A 24,051-nucleotide genomic window follows, 5' to 3' on the forward strand; every position below is an offset into this window, starting at 1 on the left:
AAAACCGGCCTCAGACCTTGGCGGCCTTCTCGGCCACCAGGCCGTCGATGCGCTCGCACAGGTTCTTGAGCACGAAGTACTGCTCGGCCGGAACCTTGCCCTCGTTGACCTCCTGGGTCCATTGCTCGAGGGGCAGCTTGATGCCGAAGGTCTTGTCGATCTCGAAGGCGATGTCGAGGAAGGCGAGGCTGTCGATGCCGAGATCGTCGATGGCGTGGCTCTCCGGCGTGATCGTCTCGCGCGGGATGTCGGCGACGTCAGCAATGATGGTGGCGACGCGGTCGAAGGTGTCGGACATGGACGTGCAGCCGTCTTCCTGCTGAGGTCTGGCTCGAACGGCGCGACCTCCGGACACCGCCCGCGCCCCGGCCACGAAACCGCCTACCCGAAACGGGTCCGCCGGGCAGCGCCCGGTCGAGGGGCCCGCATACACGAGGGGGACCGGGCCGGCAACCGCGCGGCGTTTCCGCACCGCGTCCCCGCCCTAGGTCAGGCCGGATGAGCGTCCGGGAGGATGAAAGCGGCATGGAACACGTGAAGCCCCCGACCGGTCCCGGACCGGCACCGGCGGCCCCGCCGCCCCCCGCGACGGGCACCCCCGCCTTCGCCCGCGCCGCGCTGGTCGTCGCGCTCGCCGCCCTCGGGATCTGGGTGCTGCACCCGTTCCTGCCGGCCCTCGTCTGGGCGGTGATCCTGGCGCTTGCCCTGTGGCCCCTGCGCGAGCGCCTGGTGCGGATCAAGCCGCCGGGCCGGCACAACATCCTGTGGCCGGCGCTTCTCACCCTGGCGGTCGCCCTGGTGATCCTGGTGCCGCTCGCCGTGGTGGCGATCCAGGCGGCGCGCGAGGCGCACGACGCGATCGGGTTCTGGCGCCGGATCGAGGAGCAGGGCTGGCCGGTGCCGGATTTCGTGTCCCACCTGCCCTTCGGCGCCGCGCAGGTCTCGGCCTGGTGGCAGGAGAATTTGAGCCACCCGCAGGGCTCGTCCGAGGTGCTGCACCGCCTCGACCAGACGATGAACCGCTCGTCGCTGGTCGGCTTCGGGCGCACCTTCGGCAGCCAGATCGTCCACCGGGCGATGCTGTTCGGCTTCACGCTGCTGACGCTCTTCTTCCTGTTTCGCGACGGGCCGTCCGTGGCGGCGCAGGGCCTGTCGGCGGCCCGCCGCCTGTTCGGGCCGCGGGGCGAGCGGGTGGCGCGCCAGATGGCGGCCTCGGTCCACGGCACCGTCGACGGGCTGGTGCTGGTCGGCCTCGGCGAGGGTTTTCTGCTCGGCGTGGTCTACTACTTCGCCGGGGTGCCGCACCCGGTGCTGCTCGGCGCCTTCACGGCGCTCGCCGCGATGATCCCGTTCGGCGCCCCGGTCGCCTTCGGCCTCGCGGGCCTGCTCGCGGCGGCGCAGGGCAGCGTCACCGGCGCGATCGTGGTGGTGGTCGCGGGCCTCGTCGTGACCTTCGTGGCCGATCACTTCGTCCGCCCGGTCCTGATCGGCGGCGCCACCCGCCTGCCCTTCCTGTGGGTGCTGCTCGGCATCCTCGGCGGCGTCGAGAGCTTCGGGCTGCTCGGCCTCTTCCTCGGGCCGGCCGTGATGGCGGCCGTGGTGCTGCTGTGGCGGGAATATACGGCGGGGGACGAGCGGGCGGTGGCATGACGCAGAGTATGGTCGAACTGTACTGCAACGATGAAGTCGCGGGATCCCCTCTCCCGAGTGGGAGTGGGGAACGCGCTCTGTATTTCCAACTCCAGCCCTCGTCACGCCACATCCGTTCCGGAGCCCGCATTTCATGCCCCACCCCCCCACCCCCCGCGGCGCGCCAGCCGACCGCCTCGCCGCCCTCGGCCTGACGCTGCCGCGCGTGCCCGAGCCCCGCGGCGCGTTCATGCCGTTCTCGCGCATCGGGTCGACGGTGTGGCTCGCCGGGCAGATCTGCGAGTGGGAGGGAGACGTGCGCTTCACCGGCCCGGTGACCGACATCGCCACCGGTCGGGAGGCGGCGCGGATCTGCGCCCTCAACCTGCTGGCGTCCCTGAGCCTCGCCCTCGACGGCGATCTCGACCGGGTGGTGCGCTGCCACCGCCTCGGCGGCTTCGTTCAAGTGAACCAGGGCTGGCCCGACGTGCCGAAGGCCGTCAACGGCGCCTCCGACCTCATGGCGGAGCTGTTCGGCGAGGCCGGGCGCCACGCCCGCACGGCGATCGGCGTCGCGAGCCTGCCGGCGAATGCCAGCGTCGAGGTCGACGGGATCTTCGAGGTACGGTGAAGGCGAGGTGCGGTGACGGTCAGTGCGCGTCGCCCGCCGCGCCGCCGGTGTGAAAGCCGGCCGCCTGCTCGACCAGGGTGAGGATGTCGAGGGCGCGCCAGGGCTTGGGGATGAAGGTCGCCGACATCCGCAGGTCGCTCGGCTGGTCGCCGGCATCGCCCGAGGTGAGCAGCACGTGCACCCGCGGCCAGGTGACGCCGATGATCCGGGCGAGCTCGAACCCGCCGATCTGGCCCGGGGTGCGCACGTCCGAGAAGACGACGTTCACCTCGTCGCCCCGCTCGCGCAGGATGGCGAGGGCCTTCTCGGCGGTCTCGGCCTCAATGACCCGGAAGCCCGTCTCCTCCAGCAGCGTGGCCGCGAGGAAACGCTCCTCCGGTTCGTCCTCGACGACCAGGATCACGGGCTGGTTCTTCGCGGCGGCGCTGGACTCGGTCATGTGCAGGGAACGAGCGGACGGCCCCGTGGTTGCATAGCTCCCGGGACCCTGTGTCAATCCTTCCCGAGGTGTTGCGGCAATGCAAGGCCTGCCGCAACGCCCGGGCCGATTCAGGCGACGCCGTGGTCCCGGAACCACGCCAGCATCCGGCTCCAGCCCTCCTCCGCCGGACCCTTGCGGTAGCTCGGGCGGTAATCGGCGTGGAAGCCGTGCGGCGCGTCCGGATAGATCACGATGTCGACAGTCTTGCCGGCCGCCTTGGCGGCATCGCGCGCCTTCTCGACGTCGGCGACCGGGATGCCGGTATCGGCCGCACCGTAGAGGCCGAGGATCGGGGCGCGGATGTCCGGGATCACGTCGGCGGCGGTCTTGGGCTGGATGCCGGTGCGGTTGCCGCCGAAATTGCCGTACCAGGCGACGCCGGCCTTCAGGCTGGCGCTGTGCGCGGCGTAGAGCCACACCGTGCGTCCACCGCGGCACCAGCCGGTGACGCCGAGCTTGCCCGAATCGCCCTTGGCTTCCGCCGCCGCCCAGGCGGCGGTGGCGTCGAGGTCGCCCATCACCTGCGCGTCCGGCGTCTTCGACACGACCTCGCGCACGATCTCCTGCACGTCGGTCATCTTCGAGACGTCGCCCTGGCGCGCGAACAGCTCCGGCGCCACCGCGGTGAAGCCGGCCTTGGCGAGCCGCCGGCAGATGTCCTTGATGTACTCGTGGACCCCGAAGATCTCCTCGACCACGAGGACGATCGGGAACGGGCCGGCGCCTTCCGGCATCGCCCGGTAGGCCGGCATCGGCCCGTCGCCGACCGGGATCCGCACCTCGCCGGCGACGATGCCGGCCTCGTCGGTGCGGATCGCCTGCGCCTCGACCCGGGTGGTGGCGAGCGTCAGGCCGGACATCAGGCCGGTCATCACGAAGCCGCGCCGGGAGAAGGGCGGGATCACCAGGCCGTCGAGCTGTTCGAGGTCGTTCGCGTCCCTCGGCGCCGCATCGTCGCTCATCGCCATCCTGGATCCTCCCGATCACGGCGCCTGTCCCGCGCCGGCGCGCGATCATGCAAGCGGAGAATCCGGGGGCAAGCGGGAAGGCGTGCCGTCCACGGTCACGATCCGGTCAGGCACGGGACGATCGGGCCATGAAAAAGGCCGCCCGCGCGAGCGGACGGCCCTTTCGTCGACGGTGATGCAGGCTCACGCCACCGCGGCGGCCTTCCGGGACTTGGCCGGGTTGCGGGCCGGCCAGCCCAGCGCCACGAGCCGCGCCTTGGCATGCTCGCGCACCTCGTCGCGCAGGCCCGGCGGCATCGCGGCGAGCGCGGCTTGCGTCTCGGGGGCGAGCATCAGGTCGGTCACGGCGTTGATCGACTGCGCCTCGTCGATCCGCGCGGTCAGCTCGGCCTCCGCCGAACCGCTCGCCTCGGCACGCGGCGCGTCCTCTCCGGCTCGCGGCGCGTCGGCGTCGTTCGCCGCGTCGGACCCGCGCTCGCCCTCCGGCTCGGATTCCTGCGGCTCGCGCGACGGCTCGGGCCGGCGGGCCTGGTTCGCCGCAACCAGGTCGGGCCGGCTCGCCTTGAACTCGTCGGCCTCGTCCTCGGAGTAGAGCAGCCCGTGCAGCCCGGCGAGCTTGAGGATCACCCGGTCCTTGGCCCGCTTCTCGGCCATGGCGAAGACGTAGGCCGCTTGGCGGCCGGAGACGCGGTAGTTCACGCCGATCAGCGCCTCGCCGATCGACCACTCGGTGCGGTCGCCGTTCGGGCCCGGCATGTGGCCGGTCACCAGGATCACCGCCTCGTCCCGCTCCGCCCGCACGATCACCGGCGCGTCGAAGCGGATGCGGGCCTGCACGGCGATCCGCTCCAGGGCCTTGTGGTAGATGACGGCGGTACCCTGCACGCGCCAGACGTTGCCGGCCAGCGGCTCGCCGTAGGTGGCGAGGATGTCCGCGATCTGCTTGTCCGTGGTTGCGCTCATGTCGATCGATCTCACCTGCTGACGGCGGGCTCCGGACGGGGACGAGACGGCCGGTTCCACGTTTGTTCTCTAGCACGGGATATGGGGGCAGGCGAGCGTTTTCGCCATGTCCGGGCGAGACGGATCGTTCCGGATCGATGATGTTTTGTCGCATCTTCCGGCAGCGCCCGACCTACGCACAGACGTAGAAGCCGGCTGCACGGCCGCGCTTTCACGCCGTCGATTTTCCGGTCGTTGTGCGGTTCGCGTGCGTTCGCTAAATGTTCCTGAAGACCTGAACGCGCAGAACTATGGACGGCCGGTCGAGATCGCCGCCTGCCCCTTCCGGAGCCCCGCATGAGCACCCCTGCCCTCCTCGACCCGTCGACCCTGCTCGAGCGTCCGGGCCAGCGCCGCAGCGCCGTGCGGGGCGTGAACCCGCGTCGGGGCGCCGTGCTGGCGCCGCCGGTGCCGCGCCCGGCCCTGGTGGCGGACTTTCTCGCGGTCGCCGCCCTCGACCCGGCGGTGGAACGCCTGCGCGCCGCACCCTCTCCGGTCCGCCTGCTGCTCGGCGACGCGGTGATCGACCACGCCGCCGATTTCGAGCAGGTGCGCACCGACGAGCCGGGGCTCCTCGTCGACGTCGTGGCGGAGGCGGATCTCGCGCGGCACCCGTTCCGCACCGCCTACGTGGCGGGCGAGCCGGTCGTGGCCGAGGACGGGCGCCGCTTCGTCATCGAGAGCGCCGCGACGCTGCGGGCCGAGCCGCGCCTCTCGACCGTGCGCCTGATCATGGCCTGCCGGCGCACCTACGTGTCGGCGGGCGACCGGGTGCGGATCCTGCACCACCTCGACGAATGCGGGACCGGGCGGCTGGTCGAGTGCGCCGCCATGGCGATCAACGCCCAGGACGGGGTCGCGGCGGTGCTGGCCCTCGCCGTCGAGGGGCTGGTGGCGGTCGACATCAGCCGGCCGATCCTGCCCGAGACGCCGGTGCGCCGGCGCGCGCTGCCCTACCCGGACCCGTTCGGGTTCTGATCCTCGCGCGGGGCGGCGCGGGCGGGGTCGCGCAAAACGGGCGCGAGCGTGCTAAGGCACGGCCCATGAAGATCGACGGCCGCCACTACCGCACCATCTTCCCCGCCCCCGACGGCGAGGGGATCTGCGTGATCGACCAGACCCGCCTCCCCTTCGCGTTCGAGACGCGGGTGCTGAGGAGCGAGGCCGACGCCGCGGTCGCGATCCGCACGATGATCGTGCGCGGCGCGCCGCTGATCGGCGCCACCGCCGCCTACGGGCTGGCGCTCGCGATGCGCGAGGACCCGTCCGACCGCAACCTCGACGGGGCGCGGGCGCGTCTCGCCGCGACGCGGCCGACCGCCATCAACCTGCGCTGGGCCCTCGACCGGGTCGCGGGCGTGCTCCAGCCCCTCGCCGCGGGCGAGCGCGCGGCCGCTTCCCTCAGGGAAGCGGCCCGCATCGCCGACGAGGACGTGGCGAGCTGCCGGGCGATCGGCGAGCACGGGGCGGCGCTGATCGCCGCGATCGCCCGCCGCAAGGCCGGGCCGGTCAACGTGCTGACCCATTGCAATGCCGGCTGGCTCGCCACCGTCGACTGGGGCACGGCGCTGGCGCCGATCTACGTCGCGCACGATGCCGGTCTGCCGGTCCATGTCTGGGTCGACGAGACCCGGCCGCGCAACCAGGGCGCGGCGCTGACCGCCTTCGAGCTCAACGCCCACGGCGTGCCCCACACGGTGATCGCCGACAATGCCGGCGGCCACCTGATGCAGCACGGGCAGGTCGATCTCTGCATCGTCGGCTCGGACCGCACGACGGCGACCGGCGACGTCTGCAACAAGATCGGCACCTACCTGAAGGCGCTGGCCGCCCGCGATTGCGGCGTGCCGTTCTACGCCGCCCTGCCGTTCTCGACGATCGACTGGACGCTCGCCGACGGCGTCGCCGGCATCCCGATCGAGGAGCGCGACGCCCGCGAGGTGACCCACCTCACCGGCCGCACCGACGACGGCGTCTTCGCCACCGTGGCGGTCGTCTCGCCGGGCAGCCCGGTGGCGAACCCGGCCTTCGACGTCACGCCGGCCCGCCTCGTCACCGGCCTCATCACCGAGCGCGGCGTGGCGGAGGCGACTCCGGACGGCCTGCTCGGGCTCTATCCGGAGCGGCGGGCGGCGTAGTCCGGATCCGGGATGAGGTTGGTGACCGGGGCTCTCCGGGGCCCGGATTCGCCGGAATAGCCTCCGGGCCCCACGCTTCGTCATCCATGAGGGATCACGCCGCCCGGCCGTGCCGGGGGCGGGAGCCGCGGCGGCTCAGATAGGCGAGCAGTCGCGGCAGGACGAAGAGCATGAAGATCTTGCGCAGCATGGCGTGAATTCCCGTGTCAGCGTGAGCGGCGGACGAGCCAGCCCGCCGCGAAGGCGAGGGCGGCAAGGCCCAAAAGGGTGTTGGTGCGGTGGCCCTCGGCGTAGCGCAGGGCCCGGCGGCCATAGGCCTCGCCGCGGCGGCGGACCGCGCGGGCGGCGTCGCGCCCGTCGCGGACGAGGTCGTCGGCCCGTTCGCGCGCGGTGTCCACCAGGTCTTCGGCCTGCGCGCGCGCCGCGCGAGCGAGGCGGCGGCCGTCATCGGCCAGGTCATCGGCCAGGTCCTCGGCCTGATCGCGGGCGCGGCCATAGGCGTATTGCGCGCCGCCGGCCACCTGGTTGGCGGCGCCGCGCACCTGCCGGACGGGATCGCCCGAGAGGCCGCCGAGCGCGGTCTGGACGCGGCCCGTCAGGTGACGGGACGCGCCACGGAACTGGTCGCGGTTCATGCTGTCCTCCTGATTACGGTGAAAGCTGGAGTCCGGCGGCGGAACGATTCCCGCCGCCTTCTTGTCCGCGCCGGGCGTTACTTGCGGCCCGTGAGGGCGTCGGCGGCGCTCTTCACGCCGTCCTTGACCTCGCCGACGGTGCGCTGGGCCTCGCCCTTGAGCTCCTGGGCCTTGCCCTCGGCGACGAGCGAGTCGTTGCCGGTGGCCTTGCCGACGCCCTGCTTGACGTTGCCGATCGCCTCGTTGGCCAGGCCCTTCAGCTTGTCGGTGGTGCTGCTCATCGGGAACTCTCCTGTTTCAGGGGGTTGGTGAGGATCTGGCTCCCGCCCTCATGCGGGAGCCAGGGGTGTCAGACGCGGCGGGTGTCGTAGGCGCCCACCACGGCCGGGGCGCCGAAGCGGCCGCCGAAGAAGGCCGCGGCGGCGCCGAGGATCAGCGCGATGGCGGCGAAGAAGGCGCCCTGCGTCGCGGCCGACTTGGCGGCGACGGCGGCGGCCTCCGCCTTCTGCTTGGCGGTGGTGACCGCCTGCTCGTACTGCTTCTGGTAGTCCTGGACCTGCTGGCGGGCCTGGTCGACCGGGATGTTCTGCGCCTTGGCGAGCGCGTCGGCGGCGCGGGACTCGGCCTGCTGCTTCTGCGCGGCGTCGCCGGTGATCAGCGCGCGGATCGCCGACACGGCGGCGTCACGGGCGGCCTGCGGGTCCTGGCCGGCGGCCTGCTGGCGCACCTTCTCCTCGATGCCCTCGAGGGGGTTCTGGATCTTCGACAGCGACGGGGCCGCCGCCTGGGCGGCGGTCTGCACCGCGCCACCGGCCGCGCTGCCGACGCCGCCGATGGCGCTCGACACCGTGCCGAGCGCGCCGCCGACGAGGCCGCTCGCCGCCGAGGCCAGCATGTAGATCACCACCAGGGTCGTCACCGCCCAGGAGACGAGGCCGTGCAGGGCGGCCGCCTCGGGCAGCGGCTTGCCGGACAGCCGCCCGGCGATGGCGCCGCCGGCGAGCGAGGCGACGATGCCCGAGATCACGAACCACAGGCCCGCGCCCACCGAGAAGGTCGAGGCGTCCGGGTTGTCGGCGGCGCTGGTGCCGATCGAGGCCAGGCCGATGCTCACGCCGAGGAGGTTGAGGATCACCTGCGTCACCAGGGCGGTGACGGCGCCGGCGAAGATGGCGCCCCAGGAGACCTGGTTGAGCAGGACCGCGCGGGTGTCGGCCTGCGCCGCGGTCGCGAGGGGGGAAACGGGGGTCTGGATGGTCACGGGTTCACTCCGGGTCGTTCAGGCAGTCTGGGCATGCGGCTGCGGGTCGGGGTGGCCCCCGGCCCCGGGCGATCGCCAGGCAGGGACCGGGGGGCGGCCGCGGCGCAGGGGCGCGTGGTCAGTCGCGGCTGGCGTTGACGAGGAGGCCGAGGCCGAAGCCTACGAGGCCAGCGATCACCAGGGAGGCGAGCGGGTACTCGGCGACCTGGTGGCTGACCTGCCGGGTGCCGCGGCGCAGGTACTGGCTGCCGCGCTCGTAAGCGTCCTCGGCGTAGTCCTGGGCGTCGTCGGCAATGTCGTGGGCTCTGCCGGCGGCGTGGCGCACGGCGTCCTTGGCCTGGCCGTAGGCGTTCTCCGCCGCGCCCTGCGCCTCGCGGAACCGGCCCTCGGCCGAGTCGCGGTGCGAGCCGGTCAGGTCGCCGACCGCGCCCTGCAGCTTGCCGCCGAGTTCCCGGGCGGCACCGGTGATGCGATCCGTGTCAACCATGTCGATGCTCCTCTCTGGTCTGAAGGGGATGGGCGGCGCCCCTTGTCGCGGGGCGCCGGATGGCGTGTCGCGTCAGTCGCGGCGCGGTGCGGTCCCCCGCGGGGGCCGCGCCTCGCCCTTCTGACGCCGGCCCTCGGCCTCGACCCGGACATCGCCGGTCAGCTTGCCGATGGCCTCCTTCACCGAGCCCTTGATCTGCTCGGTGGAAGTCGATGACGCGCGCTTGGTCATGAGCACCTCGTGTTTTTGAGAAAACTCCGACCGGCCAGCAGATGTGGGCTCTGCTCGCGCGTTCAATGGTAGGAAAATACCAGTAGACTGAACGTCAGCTACTGGATGCCTGCAGCGGAAAGCCGTGCTCGCGGCCCCACAGAATGACCTCGGTGCGGCGATGAACGCCGAGCTTGCGGTAAAGCGCGGCGCCGTGATTGCGCACGGTGTTGCGCGACAGGCCGAGCTTGCGGGCGATGCCGTCGTCGTCGAGGCCGGTGCAGATCAGGTTGAGGATCTGGCGCTCCCGCAAGGTGAGGTCGGGCACCTCCGGGTCGGGCGTCGTCCGCCCGGGACGGCGCAGGTTGGCGAGCTTCTCGATCAGGCCGCGGCTGAACCACGAGGTGTCGGCCATCACCGTCTCGATGGCGTCGAACAGCTCCCGCTCGGTATGCTTGCGCTCGGTGATGTCCTGCAGGACCATCAGGACGAACTCGGCGTCGCTGATGGTGACGCGCTCGGCCGAGACCAGGCAGTCGAGACGGGCGCCGTTCTCGTGCTGCAGGCACACCTCGACGCCCAGCACGTAGCCCGCCCGCGCCAGCCCGGCCTCGACGTGCCGGCGCTGCTCCTCCGACACCCAGAGGCCGACCTCCGCCGGCGAGCGTCCGACGATCCGGTCCTCACTGAGGCCGAAGACCCGGCCGAAGGACTCGTTGACGCTGGTGACCTGGAAGTCCTCGGCCCGCGCCAGCAGGGTCGGGACCGGCGTCAGGCGGAACGCCTTGGCGAAGCGCTCCTCGCTCTGGCGCAAAGCCGTCTCGGCCTTCCGGCGCAGCTCGAGGTCGGCGAAGGTGAACAGCATGCAGGGCTCGTCGCCCATCTCGATCGGCTGGCCGGCCACGATGACGAAGCGGCTGGCGCCGTCGGGCAGCGCGAGGCGGGCCTCCATCTGGGGAATCGTGCCGCCCTCGTTCAGCCGCGAGATCGCGAGTTCGCGGTTGCGGGCGTTGGCCAGCACGTCGACCTCGTAGACGCTGCGGCCGATCACCGCGTCGCGGGTGTGCCCGGTCATCTCCAGGAAGCCGGCATTCACCTTGACGTGGCGCAGATCCGACAGCCGGGTGATCACCGCCGGGGCCGGGTTGGCGTTGAAGGTGCGCTCGAACCGCTCCTCGGCCTCGAACTGGTCGGACACGTCCTTGAGGATCAGCGCCAGGCAGCTCGGCTTGCCGTCCCGGTCGGTGGCCACCAGGCTGCGCAGGGAATGGACGAAGCCGACATCGGGCCGGTCGGTGCGGGTCACCTCGACCACGACGTCGTGGAAGCGCTCGCCCGCGACCACCCGCTCGATCGGGTAGCTCTCCGGCGTCCGGTTGTTGCGGTAGCGCAGGGCGAAGCGGGCCCGGTAGGCGTCGATCGTCGCGCCGATCTCGTCCAGGCTCTCGGCGCCGTGCATCGCGAGCGCGGCCTCGTTGGCGTAGGCGATGGTCTGGTCGGGCTCGACCAGGATCACGCCCTCGCTGAGGCCGGCGATGATCTGCCGGAGTTCATGCCTGTCGACGCCTGCGGTCACGGCTCGCTCGATCCTGTCCTGCTCGCGGCCGCTCAGGCGGCAGCGGAGCACAAACGGATCGCGCGCTAACGGGTTCCCGGCCGGCCGCGAGATTCACCGGTAGATTCGTATCATTGACGTAATTGGCGACGACCAGAAATAAGTCGCATCGCGGTCGGCCGAGGCCTCTGCCCCACGGGACCCGACCTCCGAACCGCCCGGTCTAGTCCGATATGAGTACCTTCCCCTTATCCCCCTGGTGGCAAACAGGCGACGCGCCGCGCGAGCCGGTCGCCGTTTCGGATGCCGCCATCACGGTGATGCAGTCGCATCTCGGCCGGCAGCTGCGGGAATACTATCCCGAGGTTCTCGCCCTCGATGCCGAGTCGCGGCTCGGCCGCGTCCTCGCCCGCCTCACCCGGGCCCTCGCGGCGGCCGAGGCCGGGCGCGAGGTGACGAGGGCGTTCAAGGACGAGCTGATCGGTGCGGTGCCGCGGCTGCGCCGCTACGCCCAGTCCCTCACCCGCCACGGCGCCGACGCGGACGACCTCGTGCAGCACACCCTGCTCAAGGCCTGGGAGCACCGGCGCCAGTTCACGCCCGGCACCAGCCTCTCGGCCTGGCTGTTCGCGATCCTGCGCAACGGCTTCTTCAATGGCCGCCGCAGGACCGGCCGCGAGGTCCCGGATCCGGACGGCGCCCACGCGGCCGCGCTGACGAGCGCGGCCGAGCAGGAGCACCGGGCCGATCTGCACGACCTGCAGCGCGCGCTCGACCGGCTCGACCCGGCGCAGCGCGAGGCGCTGCTGCTCGTCGCGGTCGAGGGCCTGTCCTACGAGGCCGCCGCCGACATCATCGGCTGCCCCTCCGGCACCGTGAAGAGCCGCGTCAGCCGGGCCCGCGACCGGCTCGCCCAGGAACTGGACCACGCGCCCGAGGGAGCCTGACGCGAGGCACCCCGTGCATCCCATCCGCCCGCGAGGGCGCTCCCCATCGTTCCGGCGCTATCCCCCGAGGCGTGCGGAACGGTCGCGCGGACCGGGCACGGCATCTTCCCCTGTCCGTGCCCGGTCCCGTCGCGCGATGGGCGAGATGGCCCGGAAGGCCGCCGCGGCCTTCCACCGACCCAGATCAGAGGAGACCATGACACCCTCCCGCTGCCCGGTCCGAATGCCGATCCTCTCGACGGCCCTGTGCCTCGCCCTGGCGGGCCCGGCCCTCGCCGCCCCGGCGGCGAGCCGCTTCGACGGATCCTGGTCGGTCGTCGCGACCGCCGAGACCGGGACCTGCACCGGACCCTACCGCTACCCGATCGTCATCCGGGACGGCCTCGTCGACGATGCCGGCGGCAACGACGTGGACGCGTCGGGCCGGGCCGCCGCCGACGGGCGCATCACCGGCACGATCCGCAGCGGCCTCGCCAGCGTCTCGGTCACCGGCCGCCTGCGCGGGTCCGCCGGCAGCGGGCGCTGGAGCCTCGCCGGGATCTCGCCCTGCGCCGGGCGCTGGACCGCCCGCCGCAACGGTTGAGCGGCGGCCTCGATCGCCGGCCGCGCCGACCGCGGGGTCTGAGCACCGGCGGGCGACCGGGCCCGCCATCGACGCGTCCACGACGCGGCAGTAATCAGGGCTCCCGGGCCTCAAACCCGGCATCCGAGTTCCAGCCCGAGCGACGGCCATGAGCGCAGACCCGCAACGCGACCCCGTGCCTCTCCGCCGCGCGACGCTGGCGAGCCTCGCGCCGGGCATGCGCCGGCCCGCCTACGACGTGACGCGGGTGCGCGCGGGCATCGTCCATCTCGGGCTCGGCGGGTTCCACCGGGCGCACATGGCCCGCTACACCCACGACCTGATGGCGCGCGACCCCGACGCCCTCGCCTGGGGCATCCTCGGCGTCGGGCTGATGCCGGGCGACCGGCGGATGATCGACGCGCTGGCGCCGCAGGACGCGCTCTACACCCTGGTCGAGCGCGAGGGCGCGGACGAGACCGTCACGGTGATCGGGTCGCTCGCCGGCGTCGCCTTCGCGGGCGAGACGACGGCCGCATTGCTCGACGCGATCGACGACCCGGCGATCCGCGTCGTCAGCCTGACGGTGACCGAGAACGGCTACTGCCTCGACCCGGCGACGAAGCGGCTGAACCCCGACCACCCCCTGATCCGGGCCGACCTCGCCGAGCCGGAACGGCCGAAGAGCGCGGTCGGCGTCATCGTCGAGGCCCTGCGGCGGCGGCGCGCCGCCGGCGCGGCGCCCTTCACCCCGCTCACCTGCGACAACATCCAGCACAACGGCGACGTCCTGCGCGACGCGGTGGTGAGCCTCGCGCGCCTGCGCGACGCGGTGCAGGATTCCGGCCTCGCCGACTGGATCGCCGCCGCGGTCGCCTTCCCGTCGACCATGGTCGACCGCATCACGCCGGTGACCGCGGCGGCGGATGTCGAGGCGCTGTCCCGCCGCCACGGCCTCTCCGACGCCTGGCCGGTCTTCAGCGAGACCTTCACCCAGTGGGTGATCGAGGACCGCTTCCCCGCCGGCCGCCCGGCCTGGGAGCGGGTCGGCGCCCAGTTCGTCGCGGATGTCGCGCCTTACGAGTTCATGAAGCTCCGGCTCCTCAACGGCAGCCACCTCGCGGTCTCGGGGCTGGGGCGCCTCGCCGGCTACGTGACCATCGACGAAGCGATGGCCGATCCGCGCATCGCCGCCGTGATGACGGCGCTCATGGACCGGGAGACCGGCCCGACGGTGCCGCCGGTGCCGGGCATCGACCTTGAGGATTACAAGCGCACCCTCGTCGCGCGCTTCGCCAACCCGGCGATCCGCGACACGGTGGAGCGGGTCAACACCGACGCCCCCCTCAACGTGCTGGTCGATCCGATCCGCGGCCGGCTGCAGCAGGGCGGCAGCGTGGAGTTCCTGGCGCTGGCGCTCGCCGCCTGGCTGCGCCGGGTGCGGGGCGAGGACGAGAGCGGCGGCGCGATCGAGGTGCGCCACCCGATGGCGGCGCTCCTGCGCGAGAGAGCGGTTCAAGGCGGCCCCGACCCGCGCCCGCTTCTCGGCCTCCGCCCGCTCTTCGGCGAACTCGGCGACGATCCGCGCCTCGTGGAGCCCGTCGCGCACTGGCTCGGGATGCTCTACGGGCGGGGCATCCAGGCGACCCTCGACGAGGCGGCGCGGCGGGCGGCTCTCTAGCACCGACGTTTCAAGAGGCAGCACGCCCGCTTCTCCCGTGTTGGGGAGGGGACCCCGCGCCAGACTTCCGGATGACGTTAGGTCATCTACGGGACAGCCCCTGGAGCGTCCTGCCGCGGCGGCACCGCCACGCCCCCTTCCCCGCTTGACGCCGTCCCATGGGACCCGCACCAATTGCACCCAAAGCCGCCCCCCGACCGGGGAGAACGGCGCCACGGGAGGACACGACGTGAGACGGATGCAACCCCTGCTGGTCGCAGCGGCCCTGCTCGCCGGAACCCCGGCCCTCGCGGATGCGACCCTGACCATCGCCACCGTGAACAACGGCGACATGGTGGTGATGCAGAAGCTCTCCTCGGCCTTCGAGAAGGCGCATCCCGACATCAAGCTGCGCTGGGTGGTCCTCGAGGAGAACGTGCTGCGCCAGCGCGTCACCACCGACATCGCCACCAAGGCCGGCCAGTTCGACATCCTGACCATCGGCAACTACGAGGTGCCGATCTGGGCGCGCCAGAACTGGCTCGAGCCGATGGACGGCCTGCCGGCCGATTACGACGCGAACGACATCCTCAAGACCGTCCGCGACGGCGTGAGCCGGGACGGCAAGCTCTACGCGCTGCCCTTCTACGGCGAGAGCGCGATGACCTATTATCGCAAGGACCTGTTCGAGAAGGCCGGGCTGACCATGCCCGAGGCGCCGACCTACGAGGAGATCAAGGGCTTCGCCGCCAAGCTCACCGACAAGTCCAGCCAGACCTACGGCCTCTGCCTGCGCGGCAAGCCGGGCTGGGGCGAGAACATGGCCTACGTCACGACGCTGGTCGACACCTTCGGCGGCCAGTGGTTCGGCGACGGCTGGAAGACCACGATCGACACGCCGGAGTGGAAGAACGCCCTGACCTTCTACACCGACGTGCTGAAGAACTACGGCCCACCGGGCGCGACCTCGAACGGCTTCAACGAGAACCTGGCCTTGTTCGCCAGCGGCCGCTGCGCGATGTGGATCGACTCGACCGTCGCGGCCGGCCTGCTCTACGACCCGAAGCAGTCGCAGGTCGCCGACAAGGTCGCTTTCGCGCCGATGCCGACCGGCACCTTCAAGGGCGGGCCGACTTGGCTGTGGAGCTGGAACCTCGGCATCCCGGCCTCCTCCAAGCAGAAGGACGCCGCCAAGGCCTTCGTCGCCTGGGCGACCAGCAAGGCCTATATCGAGATGGTGGCGCGCGAGAACGGCTGGGTCGCGGTGCCGCCGGGCACCCGCGAATCGACCTACAAGAGCGCCGACTACCAGAAGGCCGCGCCCTTCGCGGGCTTCGTCCTGAAGGCGATCGACAGCGCGAACCCGAGCGGCCAGACCAGGAACCCGCGGCCCTATACGGGCGCGCAATTCGTGGCGATCCCCGAATTTCAGGGCATCGGCACCCAGGTCGGCCAGACCGTCGCGGCGACGCTCACCGGCCAGCAGACGATCGACGCGGCGCTCAAGGCCGCTCAGTCGGCGACCGAGAGGACGATGCGACAGGCGGGCTATCCGAAATAGGACAGAGCCGGCGGGCTGCGGGGGCTGACTCTCGACGAGGATGGCGCTCCCCCCTCTCCCGTGTGGGAGAGGGGCCGGGGGTGAGGGTGGCGCGCTTCAGTGTGAAGCGCTGAGCGTGGTGCTGGCAGCTCGACCTCCAGTGCTCGATCCTGAACCGTCTCCACCCTCACCCCTACCCCTCTCCCACACCTTGCAGCGATACCGGGCAAGCCCGGCATCGCCTGGAGAGGGGATCCGGTGCCATTCTGATTCAGGCCGTTAGCTCAACCGGCCGCGACAATACCAGGGCCGCCAGCGGCCCCGACCCGAGACCCGCGCGACGAGGCGACGCCGGATGTCCACTCCCTCCACGGCCCCCGCGAAGGGCCGCCGCTTCAACGGCCTGCCGCTGATCGGCCCCTCGGTCACGGTCCTGCTGATCTGGATGATCGTGCCGCTGGTGATGACCGTGTGGTTCTCGCTCCAGCGCTACAACCTGCTCGATCCGACGGTCACGGGCTTCGCCGGGATCGACAATTACGAGTTCCTGGTCACCGACCCGGATTTCTGGGCCTCGCTCGCCAACACCCTGATCCTGGTCGGCTCGGTGCTCGCCATCACGGTGGTGGGCGGCACGTTGCTGGCCGTGCTGTTCGACCAGCCCTTCCCGGGCCGCGACGTCGCCCGGCTGTTCGCGATCGCGCCGTTCTTCGTCATGCCGACGGTGGCGGCGCTGATCTGGAAGAACCTGATGATGCACCCGATCTACGGCGTCTTCGGCGCCGCGGCGCGGGCGCTCGGCCTTCCCGCCGTCGACTGGTTCGCCGACCATCCCCTGCTCTCGGTGATCCTGATCGTCTCCTGGGAGTGGCTGCCCTTCGCGCTCTTGATCCTGCTCACCGCCGTCCAATCCCTCGACCGCGAGCAGCTCGAGGCCGCCCGCATGGACGGGGCGGGCGCGGTGGCGCAATTCGTCTACATCGTGCTGCCGCACCTCTCCCGGGCGATCAGCGTCGTGGTGATGATCGAGACGATCTTCCTGCTCACCGTCTTCGCCGAGATCTACGTCACCACCGCCGGCGGGCCCGGCAACGCCACCACCAACCTCGCCTTCCTGATCTACGCCCGGGCGCTCCTGCAATACGACGTCGGCGGCGCCTCGGCCGGCGGCGTGGTGGCGATCGTGCTCGCCAACATCGTGGCGTTCTTCCTCGTGCGCACCATCGCGCGCCGGCTGGAGGTGTGACGTGGTCAAGCAGAGCCTGTCCAGGCGCATCGGCATCGCGGTGCTCGGCTGGGGAGCGGCCTTCGTGCTGTTCTTCCCGCTCCTGTGGATGCTGCTCACCAGCCTCAAGAGCGAGCCCGAGGCGGTGACGCCCAGCATCGCCTTCACGCCGACGCTGCAGGCTTACGGCGACGTGCTGGCGCGAGCCGACTACCTCGCCTTCGCGCTCAACTCGGTGATCATCGCGATCGGCGGCACGGTGCTGGCGCTCGCTCTCGCGATTCCCGCCGCCTACGTCATGGCCTTCCACCCGACGAAGCGGACCCGCTCGACGCTGCTGTGGATGCTCTCGACCAAGATGCTCCCCTCGGTCGGCGTCCTGGTGCCGATCTATCTCCTCTTCCGCACCCTGGGGCTCCTCGATACCCGGATCGGCCTCATCCTCGTCTACACGCTGATGAACCTGCCGATCGTGGTCTGGATGCTGTTCACCTTCTTCAAGGAGGTGCCGAACGACATCCTGGAGGCCGGGCGGATGGACGGGGCCCGCACGGGGGCGGAGGTCTGGCATCTCTTGCTGCCGCTGACCCTGCCGGGCGTCGCCTCGACGGGGCTGCTCTCGCTGATCCTGTGCTGGAACGAGGCGTTCTGGAGCCTCAACCTCACCTCCTCGGCGGCCGCACCGCTCACCGCCTTCATCGCCTCGTTCTCGAGCCCGCAGGGTCTGTTCTTCGCCAAGCTGTCCGCCGCCTCGACGGTGGCGGTGGCGCCGATCCTGGTCTTCGGCTGGCTGTCGCAGCGCCAGCTGGTGCGCGGCCTCACCTTCGGCGCCGTCAAGTAGGAGATCCCAGCCGATGGCCACCCTCCGCCTGCGCGCCTTGCGCAAGAGCTACGGCACCGCCGAGATCATCAAGGGCGTCGACCTCGACATCGCCGACCGCGAATTCGCGGTCTTCGTCGGCCCGTCGGGCTGCGGGAAGTCGACGCTGCTGCGGATGATCGCGGGGCTCGAGGAGATCACCGACGGCGACCTCTTCATCGACGGCGCCCGGGTCAACGAGGTCGGCCCCGCCGACCGCGGCCTCGCGATGGTGTTCCAGTCCTACGCGCTCTATCCGCACATGAGCGTGCGCGACAACATGGCCTTCGCCCTCAAGCTCGCCGGCGCCTCGAAGGCGGAGCGCGCCGCCAAGGTGGCGGAGGCCTCGCGCATCCTGCAGCTCGACGCCTATCTCGACCGCAAGCCGAAGGACCTCTCCGGCGGCCAGCGCCAGCGTGTCGCGATCGGGCGGGCGATCGTGCGCCACCCCAAGATCTTCCTGTTCGACGAGCCGCTCTCGAACCTCGACGCGGCCCTGCGCGGGCAGATGCGGATCGAGCTCGCGCGGCTCCACCGCGACCTCGCCGCCACGATGATCTACGTCACCCACGACCAGGTCGAGGCGATGACCATGGCCGACAAGATCGTGGTGCTGCAGGCCGGACGGATCGAGCAGGTCGGCTCGCCGCTCGAGCTCTACCACCACCCGGCCAACCTCTTCGTCGCCGGCTTCATCGGCAGCCCGCGGATGAACCTCCTGCCGGTGCGGGTCGTGTCCGGCGATCCGGCCGGCGTGCGGGTGGGGTTGCCGGGCGGCGGCGAGGTCGTGGTGCCGGTGGACAGCACCCGCGCCGCGCCCGGGACCGGCGTGACGCTCGGCATCCGCCCGGAGGCGCTGAAGCCCGGCGCGGAGGGGGCGCTCGCCGGCGCGGTGCGCCACGTCGAGCGTCTCGGCGGGCTCACCCTCGCCCATGTCGCGGTGACCGATTCCGCGGTTGCGGACGGCGCGACGGTGGTGGCCCAGATCGAGGGCAGCGCCCCGGTGCGGGTCGGCGAGACGATCCGCCTGACGATCGATCCCGGGGCGACGCACCTGTTCGACGGCGAGGGCCGGGCGTTGCCGCACCAGTCGCGGCATCCGCTGGCAGCGTGAGGAGAGCCCCATGATCCTGGTCTGCGGCGAGGCCCTGATCGACCTGTTCGTCGAGACCGTGCGCCCGAGCCCCGAGCGCGCCGGCCTGCCGGCGCTCGCGGTGGCGGGCGGCTCGCCGTTCAACCTGGCGATCGGCCTGTCCCGGCTCGGGGCGACGAGCGGCTTCCTCGGCGGCCTGTCCGGCGACGCCTTCGGGCGGATGCTGGCCGACCGGCTGACAGCCGAGGGCGTCGACCTCGCCTTCGCCCGTGAGAGCGCCCGGCCGACCCCGCTCGCCATCGTGTCGACCGGGCCGGACGGCCACCCCGCCTACACCTTCCACGCCGAGGCTTGCGCCCACGCCGACCTCACGACGGCCGACCTGCCGGCGACGCTGCCCGATGCGGTCGAGGCCATCGCCCTGGGCTCGTTCTCCCTGGTGGCCGAGCCCGTCGGCACGGCCTACGCGGCGCTCGCCGCCCGGGAGGCGCGGCGGCGGGTGATCAGCCTCGATCCCAACCTGCGCCTCGGCCTGATTCCCGACCTGCAACGCTGGCACGCGCGATTCGACGACCTCGTGGCGCATGCCGACATCGTCAAGCTCTCGGACGAGGACCTGCGCGCCGCCTACGGCGCCGGCGCCGACGAGGGCGAGATCGCGAGGGCGTGGCTCGATGCGGGGGTAGCCCTCGTGGTCGTCACCGCGGGACCCGACGGCGCGCGGGCCTACCGGGCCGGCGGATCGCTCGCCGTGCCGGGCCGGACGGTCGCGGTGATCGACACCGTGGGAGCCGGCGACACCTTCCACGCCGCGCTGCTGGCGCGCCTCGACCGCGACGGCCGGCTCTCGCGCGACGCGATCCTCGGCCTCGGCCCCGAGGCCCTCGCCGAGATCCTGGCCGAGGCGGTGGCGGCCGCGAGCCTGACCTGCACCCGCCTCGGCGCCGACCTGCCGACCCTCGCGGCCCTCCGGGCACTCACGCCCTGATGCGCGCGTTCCGATGCCCTCGGGCCGCGCCCTCGGCATCTCCGGCATCAAGGCGGTCCCGTTCGACGGCAGCGCCACCGCCTGCATGGCAGCGCGGCCCGGACCGAAGCATCATCCCGCCGGTCGCGAGCGACCGGTGCCGACATGGTCACCGGTTCGGCGGCGACCCGAGGGACCGCGCCAGCGAAAATGATGATAAAACAAGAGACTGAGCAGAGTTGCGCCGTGCAATCCCACGGCGCACGACAGTGGGGTCTTGAGGCAGCGTCAGCCCCTCCGACCCGCGACCTCATCCGGAGGTGACGGCGATCAGAGATCGCAGGCGATGGAAGATCGACTCGATCTTTGATCGACGGCCTCGAAGGTGAACATTCAGGGCTCGCCGTTCCGCGCGTCGTCGAAGGCTTTGTCGGCCTCCAGGCCCGTGGACGGATGGGCGGCGATGGCGTCCTGGATCGGCTTGATGCGGGCCCGGAACTCGGCGAGCGACTGTTCGCGCCGTTGCAGTTCATTGGCCAAAGCCATACGAACCGCTTCGACCTTGCCGAGTCCCGCCGTCGATGCCAGCGTCTCCGCGAGCCGATTCACGTCTCCATCGCGATGATCGTTCGTCATGGTGGCCTCCCGTCTCGGCGATGAATCGCCATCGTCGATGCGGGGACCCCGACAAGCCGCCCCGTCGCTGCCCGCCCGCAACGAGCCCGCAGAACCCCGATGACAGACCGCCTCGACGAGGCCCGCGCCGCGCTCCGCAAGACCTTCGGCTACGAGGATTTCCGTCCCGGCCAGGCCGAGGTGATCGGCGCCGTGCTCGACGGGCGTGACGTCTTCGCGGTGATGCCGACCGGCTCGGGCAAGTCGATGACCTACCAGCTCCCGGCCCTGGTGGAGCAGTCGCTCACCGTGGTCGTCTCGCCGCTGATCGCGCTGATGCACGACCAGGTGCAGCAGATGCAGGGCTTCGGCATCGCCGCCGGCACGCTCAACTCCACGGTGTCGGAATCGAGCGCCCGCGAGACCTGGCGCGGCATCCGCTCAGGGTCCTTGCGCCTGCTGTTCGTCTCGCCCGAGCGGCTGCTGATGGACGGCTTGATCGAGGCACTGCAGGGTGCGGGCGTGCGGCGGCTGGCCGTCGACGAGGCCCACTGCGTCTCGCAATGGGGCCACGATTTCAGGCCTGAATACCGAGACCTCGCGCGTGCCCGCGAGGCGCTCGGCGACGTGCAGACCGTGGCGCTCACGGCGACCGCCGACGCCGCGACCCGGGCCGACATCTCCGAGCGGCTGTTTCCCCGCGGGCGCAAGCCGGAACTGTTCGTCCATTCCTTCGACCGGCCGAACATCCGCCTGACCTTCGCGCCGAAGGAGCACCCGACGCGCCAGCTCTCGCGCTTCCTGCGCCCGCGCAAGGCGGAGAGCGGCATCATCTACTGCTCGTCGCGCAAGCGCACCGAGCAGATCGCCGAGATCCTGCAACAGGACGGCTTCAACGCGCTCGCCTACCATGCCGGCCTGGAGCAGACCGTGCGGATGCGCAACCAGGACACCTTCCTGCAGGAGGACGGCGTCGTCGTGGTGGCGACCGTGGCCTTCGGCATGGGCATCAACAAGCCGGACGTGCGCTACGTCTGCCACGCCGACATGCCCTCGACGATCGAGAGCTACTACCAGGAGATCGGCCGCGCCGGCCGCGACGGGTTGCCGGCCGACACGCTCACCCTCTACGGCCTCGACGACATGGCCCTGCGCCGGCGCCAGATCGACGAGAAGGAGGTGCCGGACGACCGCCGCCGGGTCGAGCGCCGCAAGCTCGAGGCGATGATCGCGCTCTGCGAGGGCGCGACCTGCCGGCGCCAGTCGCTGCTCGGCTATTTCGGCGAGCAGAGCCAGCCGTGCGGCCGCTGCGACCTCTGCCGCGGCGGCGTCTCGCTCATCGACGGCACCGTGGCGGCCCAGAAGGTGCTCTCGGCGGTGGTGCGCACCGGCCAGCGCTTCGGCGCGGCCTATATCTGCGACCTCGTCCACGGCAAGGAGAGCGAGCAGATCCGCCGCAATGGGCATACCCAGCTGAAGACCTTCGGGGTCGGCTCGGACAAGCCGGTGGCGGCCTGGCGGGCGATCCTGCGCCAGCTCTTCGCCGCCGGCGCCGTGGCGGAGAACGGCGACGGCTATGGCGGCCTGGCGCTCACCGACAAGGGCGAGGCGATCCTGTTCGGCCGCGAGCCGGTGCAGCTCCGCCCCGATCCAGAGCCGAAACCCCCGAAGGAGCGCCGCCGCGGGGCCACCGACCGCGACGACACGCTCGGCCTGTCGGAGGCCGACGAGGCCCTGTTCCAGCACCTGCGGGGCCTGCGCGCGACGCTCGCCCGCCAGGAGGGCGTGGCCGCCTACATGATCTTCCCCGACCGCACCCTGATCGAGATGGCCCGCGCCAAGCCCGTCGACCTCTGGGCCCTGCGCTCGATCCATGGCGTCGGCGAGCGCAAGCGGGACGCCTACGGGCAGCCCTTCGTGGAGGCCGTGGCGGAGTTCCTGGCGGATGCGGCCAAGCGGGCGGGGTGAGCGGGCTTTCCGTCGTCGATCCCGACAGCCCGGACGCCGCGGCCCCACCCCCCCTTCTGCGGGATGGGGGAAGGAATTGGCGGTGCCCCGTGAAAGCGGCTGCAGCTCAGGCTTCGGCATCGAGCGCCGCGCCGCCGGCATGGCGTCGCCCGATCTCCGCGAACGCATCACACCGTCGTCCCGGAAAGTCCGAACCCGAGCAGCGCGACCGTGCGAAAGGCCGCCGAAAGTGGCAAGCGGCGGCTGGCCGACGGCCCTGAAGCGGTGATCGCTCGACAGGCCGGCACCCCACCGTCCTCTGCGGAGCAGAGCGAACGTCGGCCACGCCACCCGTCATAGCGCGCGGGCGGTCACTCCCTTCATCAGGATCTGACCTGTCGGCCGGCCTGTCGGCGAGCCACCGGCCGGCTCCAGCGTGATCTCGAACAGCTGATCGGGCACCGCCCTCGGCAGGTCGTCGACCTTCAGGTCCAGGCGTTGCGCGCGCTGCGAGAGGCCGACCGAGACCGGCCCGCGAGCCCGGTCCCACAGGGTCCACACTTCGAGCACCCGGCCGCTCGGCACCGGCAGATCGGCCAGGGGAATGAGGTTCGCCCGTCCATCGGCACCGATGTTGACGATCGCCGCAACCCGGTTGTCGTCGGTGAGAAGCGCGGCCACCAGGACCGGCGCGGGCTGCCGCGCTGCGAGCACGAACAGACCAGCGGCGAGGGCCAGGCACGCCGCACCCGCGGCGAGACCGGCGCCACGCCAGAAGCCGAGGCTGTTCCAGACGGCGAGCCAGCGCTCGGTCAACGCCGCGTGTTGACGAGCGGCATGCACCTCGCCGCCAAGGCGCTGCTCGATCCGGTGCCAGAGCGCGTCCCCGGCCGGCACCGCAGTCGCCGTCTCGTCGATCTCGGCCAGGCGCGCGCGCCACGCCTCGACGCTCGCGGCGAAGTCCGTGTCCGTCTCCGCGAGGCGGGCGGCCCGGACGGCTTCGGCCCCTTCGAGCAGGCCGAGCGCATGCTCGGCGGCCAGGGCGTCGCGCTCCGCCGGCGTCACGACATGCACTCCCGGAGCGCGAGGAGCGATCGGCGCAGCCACGACTTCACGGTCCCGAGCGGCAGACCCAGCCGGCCGGCCAGTTCGCCGTGGCTGAGGCCGTGCGCGTAGGCGAGCACGATGGCGTTGCGGCGATGCGGATCGAGCCCGTCGAGGCAGCGCCGCAACGCCCTGGCCTCGGAGAGGCGGGCCACCACGGCGTCCGGCCCCTCCTCCTCGCTCGCGACGTCATGGTCGGCGGCGTCGTTAAGATCGGTGCGGGCCTCGGCGCGCAGGATGTTGAGGGCGCGGTAGCGCAGGACCGCGTAGAGGAAGGCGCGACCCGTGCCCCGAGCGGGATCGAACGATCCCGCATTCCGCCACACCTGGACGAAGGCATCCTGCACGGCCTCCTCGGCCAGCGCGCGCCGGCGCAGGATGCGCAACGCCACGCCGAGCATGCGCGGCGCCTCGGCGTCGTAGAGTGCGCGCAAGGCGCCGCGGTCGCCGCCGGCCACGCGGCGCAACGTCTCCTCGACCGACAGCGCGGCCCGCGCCGCGTCCGATACGCCGTGCACCCGTGATCCATCCCGAC

At 71.8% G+C, this 24,051-nt stretch carries 26 protein-coding genes; 13 read left to right on the top strand and 13 right to left on the bottom strand.

Annotated features, from left to right (window positions below; all coding sequences use genetic code 11):
• Positions 1-10 precede the first annotated feature (10 nt).
• Positions 11-298 (bottom strand): acyl carrier protein, encoded by a 288-nt coding sequence (locus EU555_RS28050; RefSeq protein WP_048462449.1) that lies wholly within the window; start codon positions 296-298, stop codon positions 11-13.
• A 227-nt stretch (positions 299-525) separates the two neighbouring features.
• Here EU555_RS28050 and EU555_RS28055 point away from each other — a divergent pair, with 227 nt between their 5' ends.
• Both EU555_RS28055 and EU555_RS28060 read left to right on the top strand, forming a co-directional pair.
• Complete coding sequence (locus EU555_RS28055) at positions 526-1,650, top strand: AI-2E family transporter (protein WP_135418677.1); 1,125 nt, start codon at positions 526-528, stop codon at positions 1,648-1,650.
• Positions 1,651-1,783: 133 nt separating this feature from the next.
• Positions 1,784-2,260: a RidA family protein gene (locus EU555_RS28060; RefSeq protein ID WP_135418678.1), complete on the top strand. Its 477-nt coding sequence runs from the start codon at positions 1,784-1,786 to the stop codon at positions 2,258-2,260.
• Positions 2,261-2,279: 19 nt separating this feature from the next.
• Here the strand turns inward: EU555_RS28060 and EU555_RS28065 are convergent, their stop codons facing one another.
• The 3 genes from EU555_RS28065 to EU555_RS28075 all read right to left on the bottom strand — a co-directional run bounded on the left by EU555_RS28065 (position 2,280) and on the right by EU555_RS28075 (position 4,672).
• Positions 2,280-2,699, bottom strand: coding sequence for a response regulator (locus tag EU555_RS28065; RefSeq protein WP_135418679.1), 420 nt, complete (start codon positions 2,697-2,699; stop codon positions 2,280-2,282).
• 110 nt (positions 2,700-2,809) lie between these two features.
• On the bottom strand, positions 2,810-3,703 hold the full coding sequence (locus EU555_RS28070) for a dienelactone hydrolase family protein (RefSeq protein ID WP_135418708.1): 894 nt from the start codon (positions 3,701-3,703) through the stop codon (positions 2,810-2,812).
• A gap of 189 nt (positions 3,704-3,892) precedes the next feature.
• A complete protein-coding gene (locus tag EU555_RS28075; RefSeq protein WP_135418680.1) occupies positions 3,893-4,672 on the bottom strand; it encodes a trna delta -isopentenylpyrophosphate transferase in 780 nt (259 codons plus the stop codon).
• 336 nt (positions 4,673-5,008) lie between these two features.
• Here EU555_RS28075 and EU555_RS28080 point away from each other — a divergent pair, with 336 nt between their 5' ends.
• Both EU555_RS28080 and mtnA read left to right on the top strand, forming a co-directional pair.
• On the top strand, positions 5,009-5,689 hold the full coding sequence (locus EU555_RS28080) for a hypothetical protein (protein ID WP_135418681.1): 681 nt from the start codon (positions 5,009-5,011) through the stop codon (positions 5,687-5,689).
• Positions 5,690-5,754: 65 nt separating this feature from the next.
• Positions 5,755-6,849, top strand: a complete 1,095-nt coding sequence (gene mtnA, locus EU555_RS28085; protein WP_135418682.1) for an S-methyl-5-thioribose-1-phosphate isomerase — start codon at positions 5,755-5,757, stop codon at positions 6,847-6,849.
• A gap of 206 nt (positions 6,850-7,055) precedes the next feature.
• Here mtnA and EU555_RS28090 read toward each other — a convergent pair whose 3' ends face one another.
• The 6 genes from EU555_RS28090 to EU555_RS28115 all read right to left on the bottom strand — a co-directional run bounded on the left by EU555_RS28090 (position 7,056) and on the right by EU555_RS28115 (position 11,018).
• A complete protein-coding gene (locus tag EU555_RS28090; protein WP_135418683.1) occupies positions 7,056-7,484 on the bottom strand; it encodes a CsbD family protein in 429 nt (142 codons plus the stop codon).
• Between the two features lie 77 nt (positions 7,485-7,561).
• A complete protein-coding gene (locus EU555_RS28095; protein ID WP_135418684.1) occupies positions 7,562-7,765 on the bottom strand; it encodes a CsbD family protein in 204 nt (67 codons plus the stop codon).
• Between the two features lie 68 nt (positions 7,766-7,833).
• The gene (locus tag EU555_RS28100) at positions 7,834-8,745 is read right to left on the bottom strand and encodes a PhnA-like protein (RefSeq protein WP_135418685.1); all 912 of its coding nucleotides are present in this window, start codon (positions 8,743-8,745) and stop codon (positions 7,834-7,836) included.
• Between the two features lie 118 nt (positions 8,746-8,863).
• Complete coding sequence (locus EU555_RS28105; RefSeq protein WP_135418686.1) at positions 8,864-9,232, bottom strand: CsbD family protein; 369 nt, start codon at positions 9,230-9,232, stop codon at positions 8,864-8,866.
• Positions 9,233-9,304: 72 nt separating this feature from the next.
• Positions 9,305-9,463, bottom strand: a complete 159-nt coding sequence (locus tag EU555_RS28110; RefSeq protein WP_135418687.1) for a CsbD family protein — start codon at positions 9,461-9,463, stop codon at positions 9,305-9,307.
• Positions 9,464-9,557: 94 nt separating this feature from the next.
• A complete protein-coding gene (locus EU555_RS28115) occupies positions 9,558-11,018 on the bottom strand; it encodes a helix-turn-helix transcriptional regulator (protein WP_135418688.1) in 1,461 nt (486 codons plus the stop codon).
• 299 nt (positions 11,019-11,317) lie between these two features.
• Here EU555_RS28115 and EU555_RS28120 point away from each other — a divergent pair, with 299 nt between their 5' ends.
• From EU555_RS28120 to EU555_RS28155, 8 genes are all read left to right on the top strand, one after another.
• Entirely contained in the window at positions 11,318-11,944 is a 627-nt protein-coding gene (locus tag EU555_RS28120; RefSeq protein ID WP_135418709.1) for a sigma-70 family RNA polymerase sigma factor, read from the top strand.
• A gap of 196 nt (positions 11,945-12,140) precedes the next feature.
• Positions 12,141-12,527 carry a hypothetical protein gene (locus tag EU555_RS28125; RefSeq protein WP_245524535.1) on the top strand — a complete coding sequence of 129 codons (387 nt, stop codon included), beginning with the start codon at positions 12,141-12,143 and terminating at the stop codon, positions 12,525-12,527.
• Between the two features lie 148 nt (positions 12,528-12,675).
• Positions 12,676-14,187 (top strand): mannitol dehydrogenase family protein, encoded by a 1,512-nt coding sequence (locus EU555_RS28130; protein ID WP_135418689.1) that lies wholly within the window; start codon positions 12,676-12,678, stop codon positions 14,185-14,187.
• Positions 14,188-14,425: 238 nt separating this feature from the next.
• Positions 14,426-15,727 carry an ABC transporter substrate-binding protein gene (locus EU555_RS28135; RefSeq protein WP_135418710.1) on the top strand — a complete coding sequence of 434 codons (1,302 nt, stop codon included), beginning with the start codon at positions 14,426-14,428 and terminating at the stop codon, positions 15,725-15,727.
• A gap of 334 nt (positions 15,728-16,061) precedes the next feature.
• The gene (locus EU555_RS28140; RefSeq protein ID WP_135418690.1) at positions 16,062-16,952 is read left to right on the top strand and encodes a carbohydrate ABC transporter permease; all 891 of its coding nucleotides are present in this window, start codon (positions 16,062-16,064) and stop codon (positions 16,950-16,952) included.
• A 1-nt stretch (position 16,953) separates the two neighbouring features.
• Entirely contained in the window at positions 16,954-17,772 is an 819-nt protein-coding gene (locus EU555_RS28145; protein ID WP_245524536.1) for a carbohydrate ABC transporter permease, read from the top strand.
• A 13-nt stretch (positions 17,773-17,785) separates the two neighbouring features.
• Positions 17,786-18,904, top strand: coding sequence for an ABC transporter ATP-binding protein (locus EU555_RS28150; RefSeq protein ID WP_135418691.1), 1,119 nt, complete (start codon positions 17,786-17,788; stop codon positions 18,902-18,904).
• A 10-nt stretch (positions 18,905-18,914) separates the two neighbouring features.
• Positions 18,915-19,871, top strand: coding sequence for a carbohydrate kinase family protein (locus tag EU555_RS28155; RefSeq protein WP_135418692.1), 957 nt, complete (start codon positions 18,915-18,917; stop codon positions 19,869-19,871).
• Between the two features lie 372 nt (positions 19,872-20,243).
• Here the strand turns inward: EU555_RS28155 and EU555_RS28160 are convergent, their stop codons facing one another.
• On the bottom strand, positions 20,244-20,486 hold the full coding sequence (locus tag EU555_RS28160; RefSeq protein WP_135418693.1) for a type II toxin-antitoxin system VapB family antitoxin: 243 nt from the start codon (positions 20,484-20,486) through the stop codon (positions 20,244-20,246).
• Between the two features lie 99 nt (positions 20,487-20,585).
• Between EU555_RS28160 and recQ the strand changes: the two genes are divergently transcribed.
• Positions 20,586-22,433: a DNA helicase RecQ gene (recQ, locus tag EU555_RS28165; RefSeq protein WP_135418694.1), complete on the top strand. Its 1,848-nt coding sequence runs from the start codon at positions 20,586-20,588 to the stop codon at positions 22,431-22,433.
• Between the two features lie 333 nt (positions 22,434-22,766).
• Here the strand turns inward: recQ and EU555_RS28170 are convergent, their stop codons facing one another.
• On the bottom strand, positions 22,767-23,477 hold the full coding sequence (locus tag EU555_RS28170; protein ID WP_135418695.1) for an anti-sigma factor: 711 nt from the start codon (positions 23,475-23,477) through the stop codon (positions 22,767-22,769).
• Positions 23,474-24,034 carry a sigma-70 family RNA polymerase sigma factor gene (locus EU555_RS28175; RefSeq protein WP_245524537.1) on the bottom strand — a complete coding sequence of 187 codons (561 nt, stop codon included), beginning with the start codon at positions 24,032-24,034 and terminating at the stop codon, positions 23,474-23,476. Before EU555_RS28175 ends, EU555_RS28170 begins: the two co-directional genes overlap by 4 nt.
• Positions 24,035-24,051: the final 17 nt, after the last annotated feature.

This window comes from Methylobacterium nonmethylotrophicum, assembly GCF_004745635.1.
Lineage (GTDB): Bacteria > Pseudomonadota > Alphaproteobacteria > Rhizobiales > Beijerinckiaceae > Methylobacterium > Methylobacterium nonmethylotrophicum.

Coding starts and splice junctions, on each gene's coding strand:
- EU555_RS28050 (WP_048462449.1), bottom strand. CDS start 298: ATGTCCGACACCTTCGACCGCGTCGCCACCATCATTGCTGACGTCGCC.
- EU555_RS28055 (WP_135418677.1), top strand. CDS start 526: ATGGAACACGTGAAGCCCCCGACCGGTCCCGGACCGGCACCGGCGGCC.
- EU555_RS28060 (WP_135418678.1), top strand. CDS start 1,784: ATGCCCCACCCCCCCACCCCCCGCGGCGCGCCAGCCGACCGCCTCGCC.
- EU555_RS28065 (WP_135418679.1), bottom strand. CDS start 2,699: ATGACCGAGTCCAGCGCCGCCGCGAAGAACCAGCCCGTGATCCTGGTC.
- EU555_RS28070 (WP_135418708.1), bottom strand. CDS start 3,703: ATGAGCGACGATGCGGCGCCGAGGGACGCGAACGACCTCGAACAGCTC.
- EU555_RS28075 (WP_135418680.1), bottom strand. CDS start 4,672: ATGAGCGCAACCACGGACAAGCAGATCGCGGACATCCTCGCCACCTAC.
- EU555_RS28080 (WP_135418681.1), top strand. CDS start 5,009: ATGAGCACCCCTGCCCTCCTCGACCCGTCGACCCTGCTCGAGCGTCCG.
- mtnA (WP_135418682.1), top strand. CDS start 5,755: ATGAAGATCGACGGCCGCCACTACCGCACCATCTTCCCCGCCCCCGAC.
- EU555_RS28090 (WP_135418683.1), bottom strand. CDS start 7,484: ATGAACCGCGACCAGTTCCGTGGCGCGTCCCGTCACCTGACGGGCCGC.
- EU555_RS28095 (WP_135418684.1), bottom strand. CDS start 7,765: ATGAGCAGCACCACCGACAAGCTGAAGGGCCTGGCCAACGAGGCGATC.
- EU555_RS28105 (WP_135418686.1), bottom strand. CDS start 9,232: ATGGTTGACACGGATCGCATCACCGGTGCCGCCCGGGAACTCGGCGGC.
- EU555_RS28110 (WP_135418687.1), bottom strand. CDS start 9,463: ATGACCAAGCGCGCGTCATCGACTTCCACCGAGCAGATCAAGGGCTCG.
- EU555_RS28120 (WP_135418709.1), top strand. CDS start 11,318: ATGCAGTCGCATCTCGGCCGGCAGCTGCGGGAATACTATCCCGAGGTT.
- EU555_RS28125 (WP_245524535.1), top strand. CDS start 12,141: ATGACACCCTCCCGCTGCCCGGTCCGAATGCCGATCCTCTCGACGGCC.
- EU555_RS28130 (WP_135418689.1), top strand. CDS start 12,676: ATGAGCGCAGACCCGCAACGCGACCCCGTGCCTCTCCGCCGCGCGACG.
- EU555_RS28135 (WP_135418710.1), top strand. CDS start 14,426: ATGCAACCCCTGCTGGTCGCAGCGGCCCTGCTCGCCGGAACCCCGGCC.
- EU555_RS28140 (WP_135418690.1), top strand. CDS start 16,062: ATGTCCACTCCCTCCACGGCCCCCGCGAAGGGCCGCCGCTTCAACGGC.
- EU555_RS28150 (WP_135418691.1), top strand. CDS start 17,786: ATGGCCACCCTCCGCCTGCGCGCCTTGCGCAAGAGCTACGGCACCGCC.
- EU555_RS28155 (WP_135418692.1), top strand. CDS start 18,915: ATGATCCTGGTCTGCGGCGAGGCCCTGATCGACCTGTTCGTCGAGACC.
- EU555_RS28160 (WP_135418693.1), bottom strand. CDS start 20,486: ATGACGAACGATCATCGCGATGGAGACGTGAATCGGCTCGCGGAGACG.
- recQ (WP_135418694.1), top strand. CDS start 20,586: ATGACAGACCGCCTCGACGAGGCCCGCGCCGCGCTCCGCAAGACCTTC.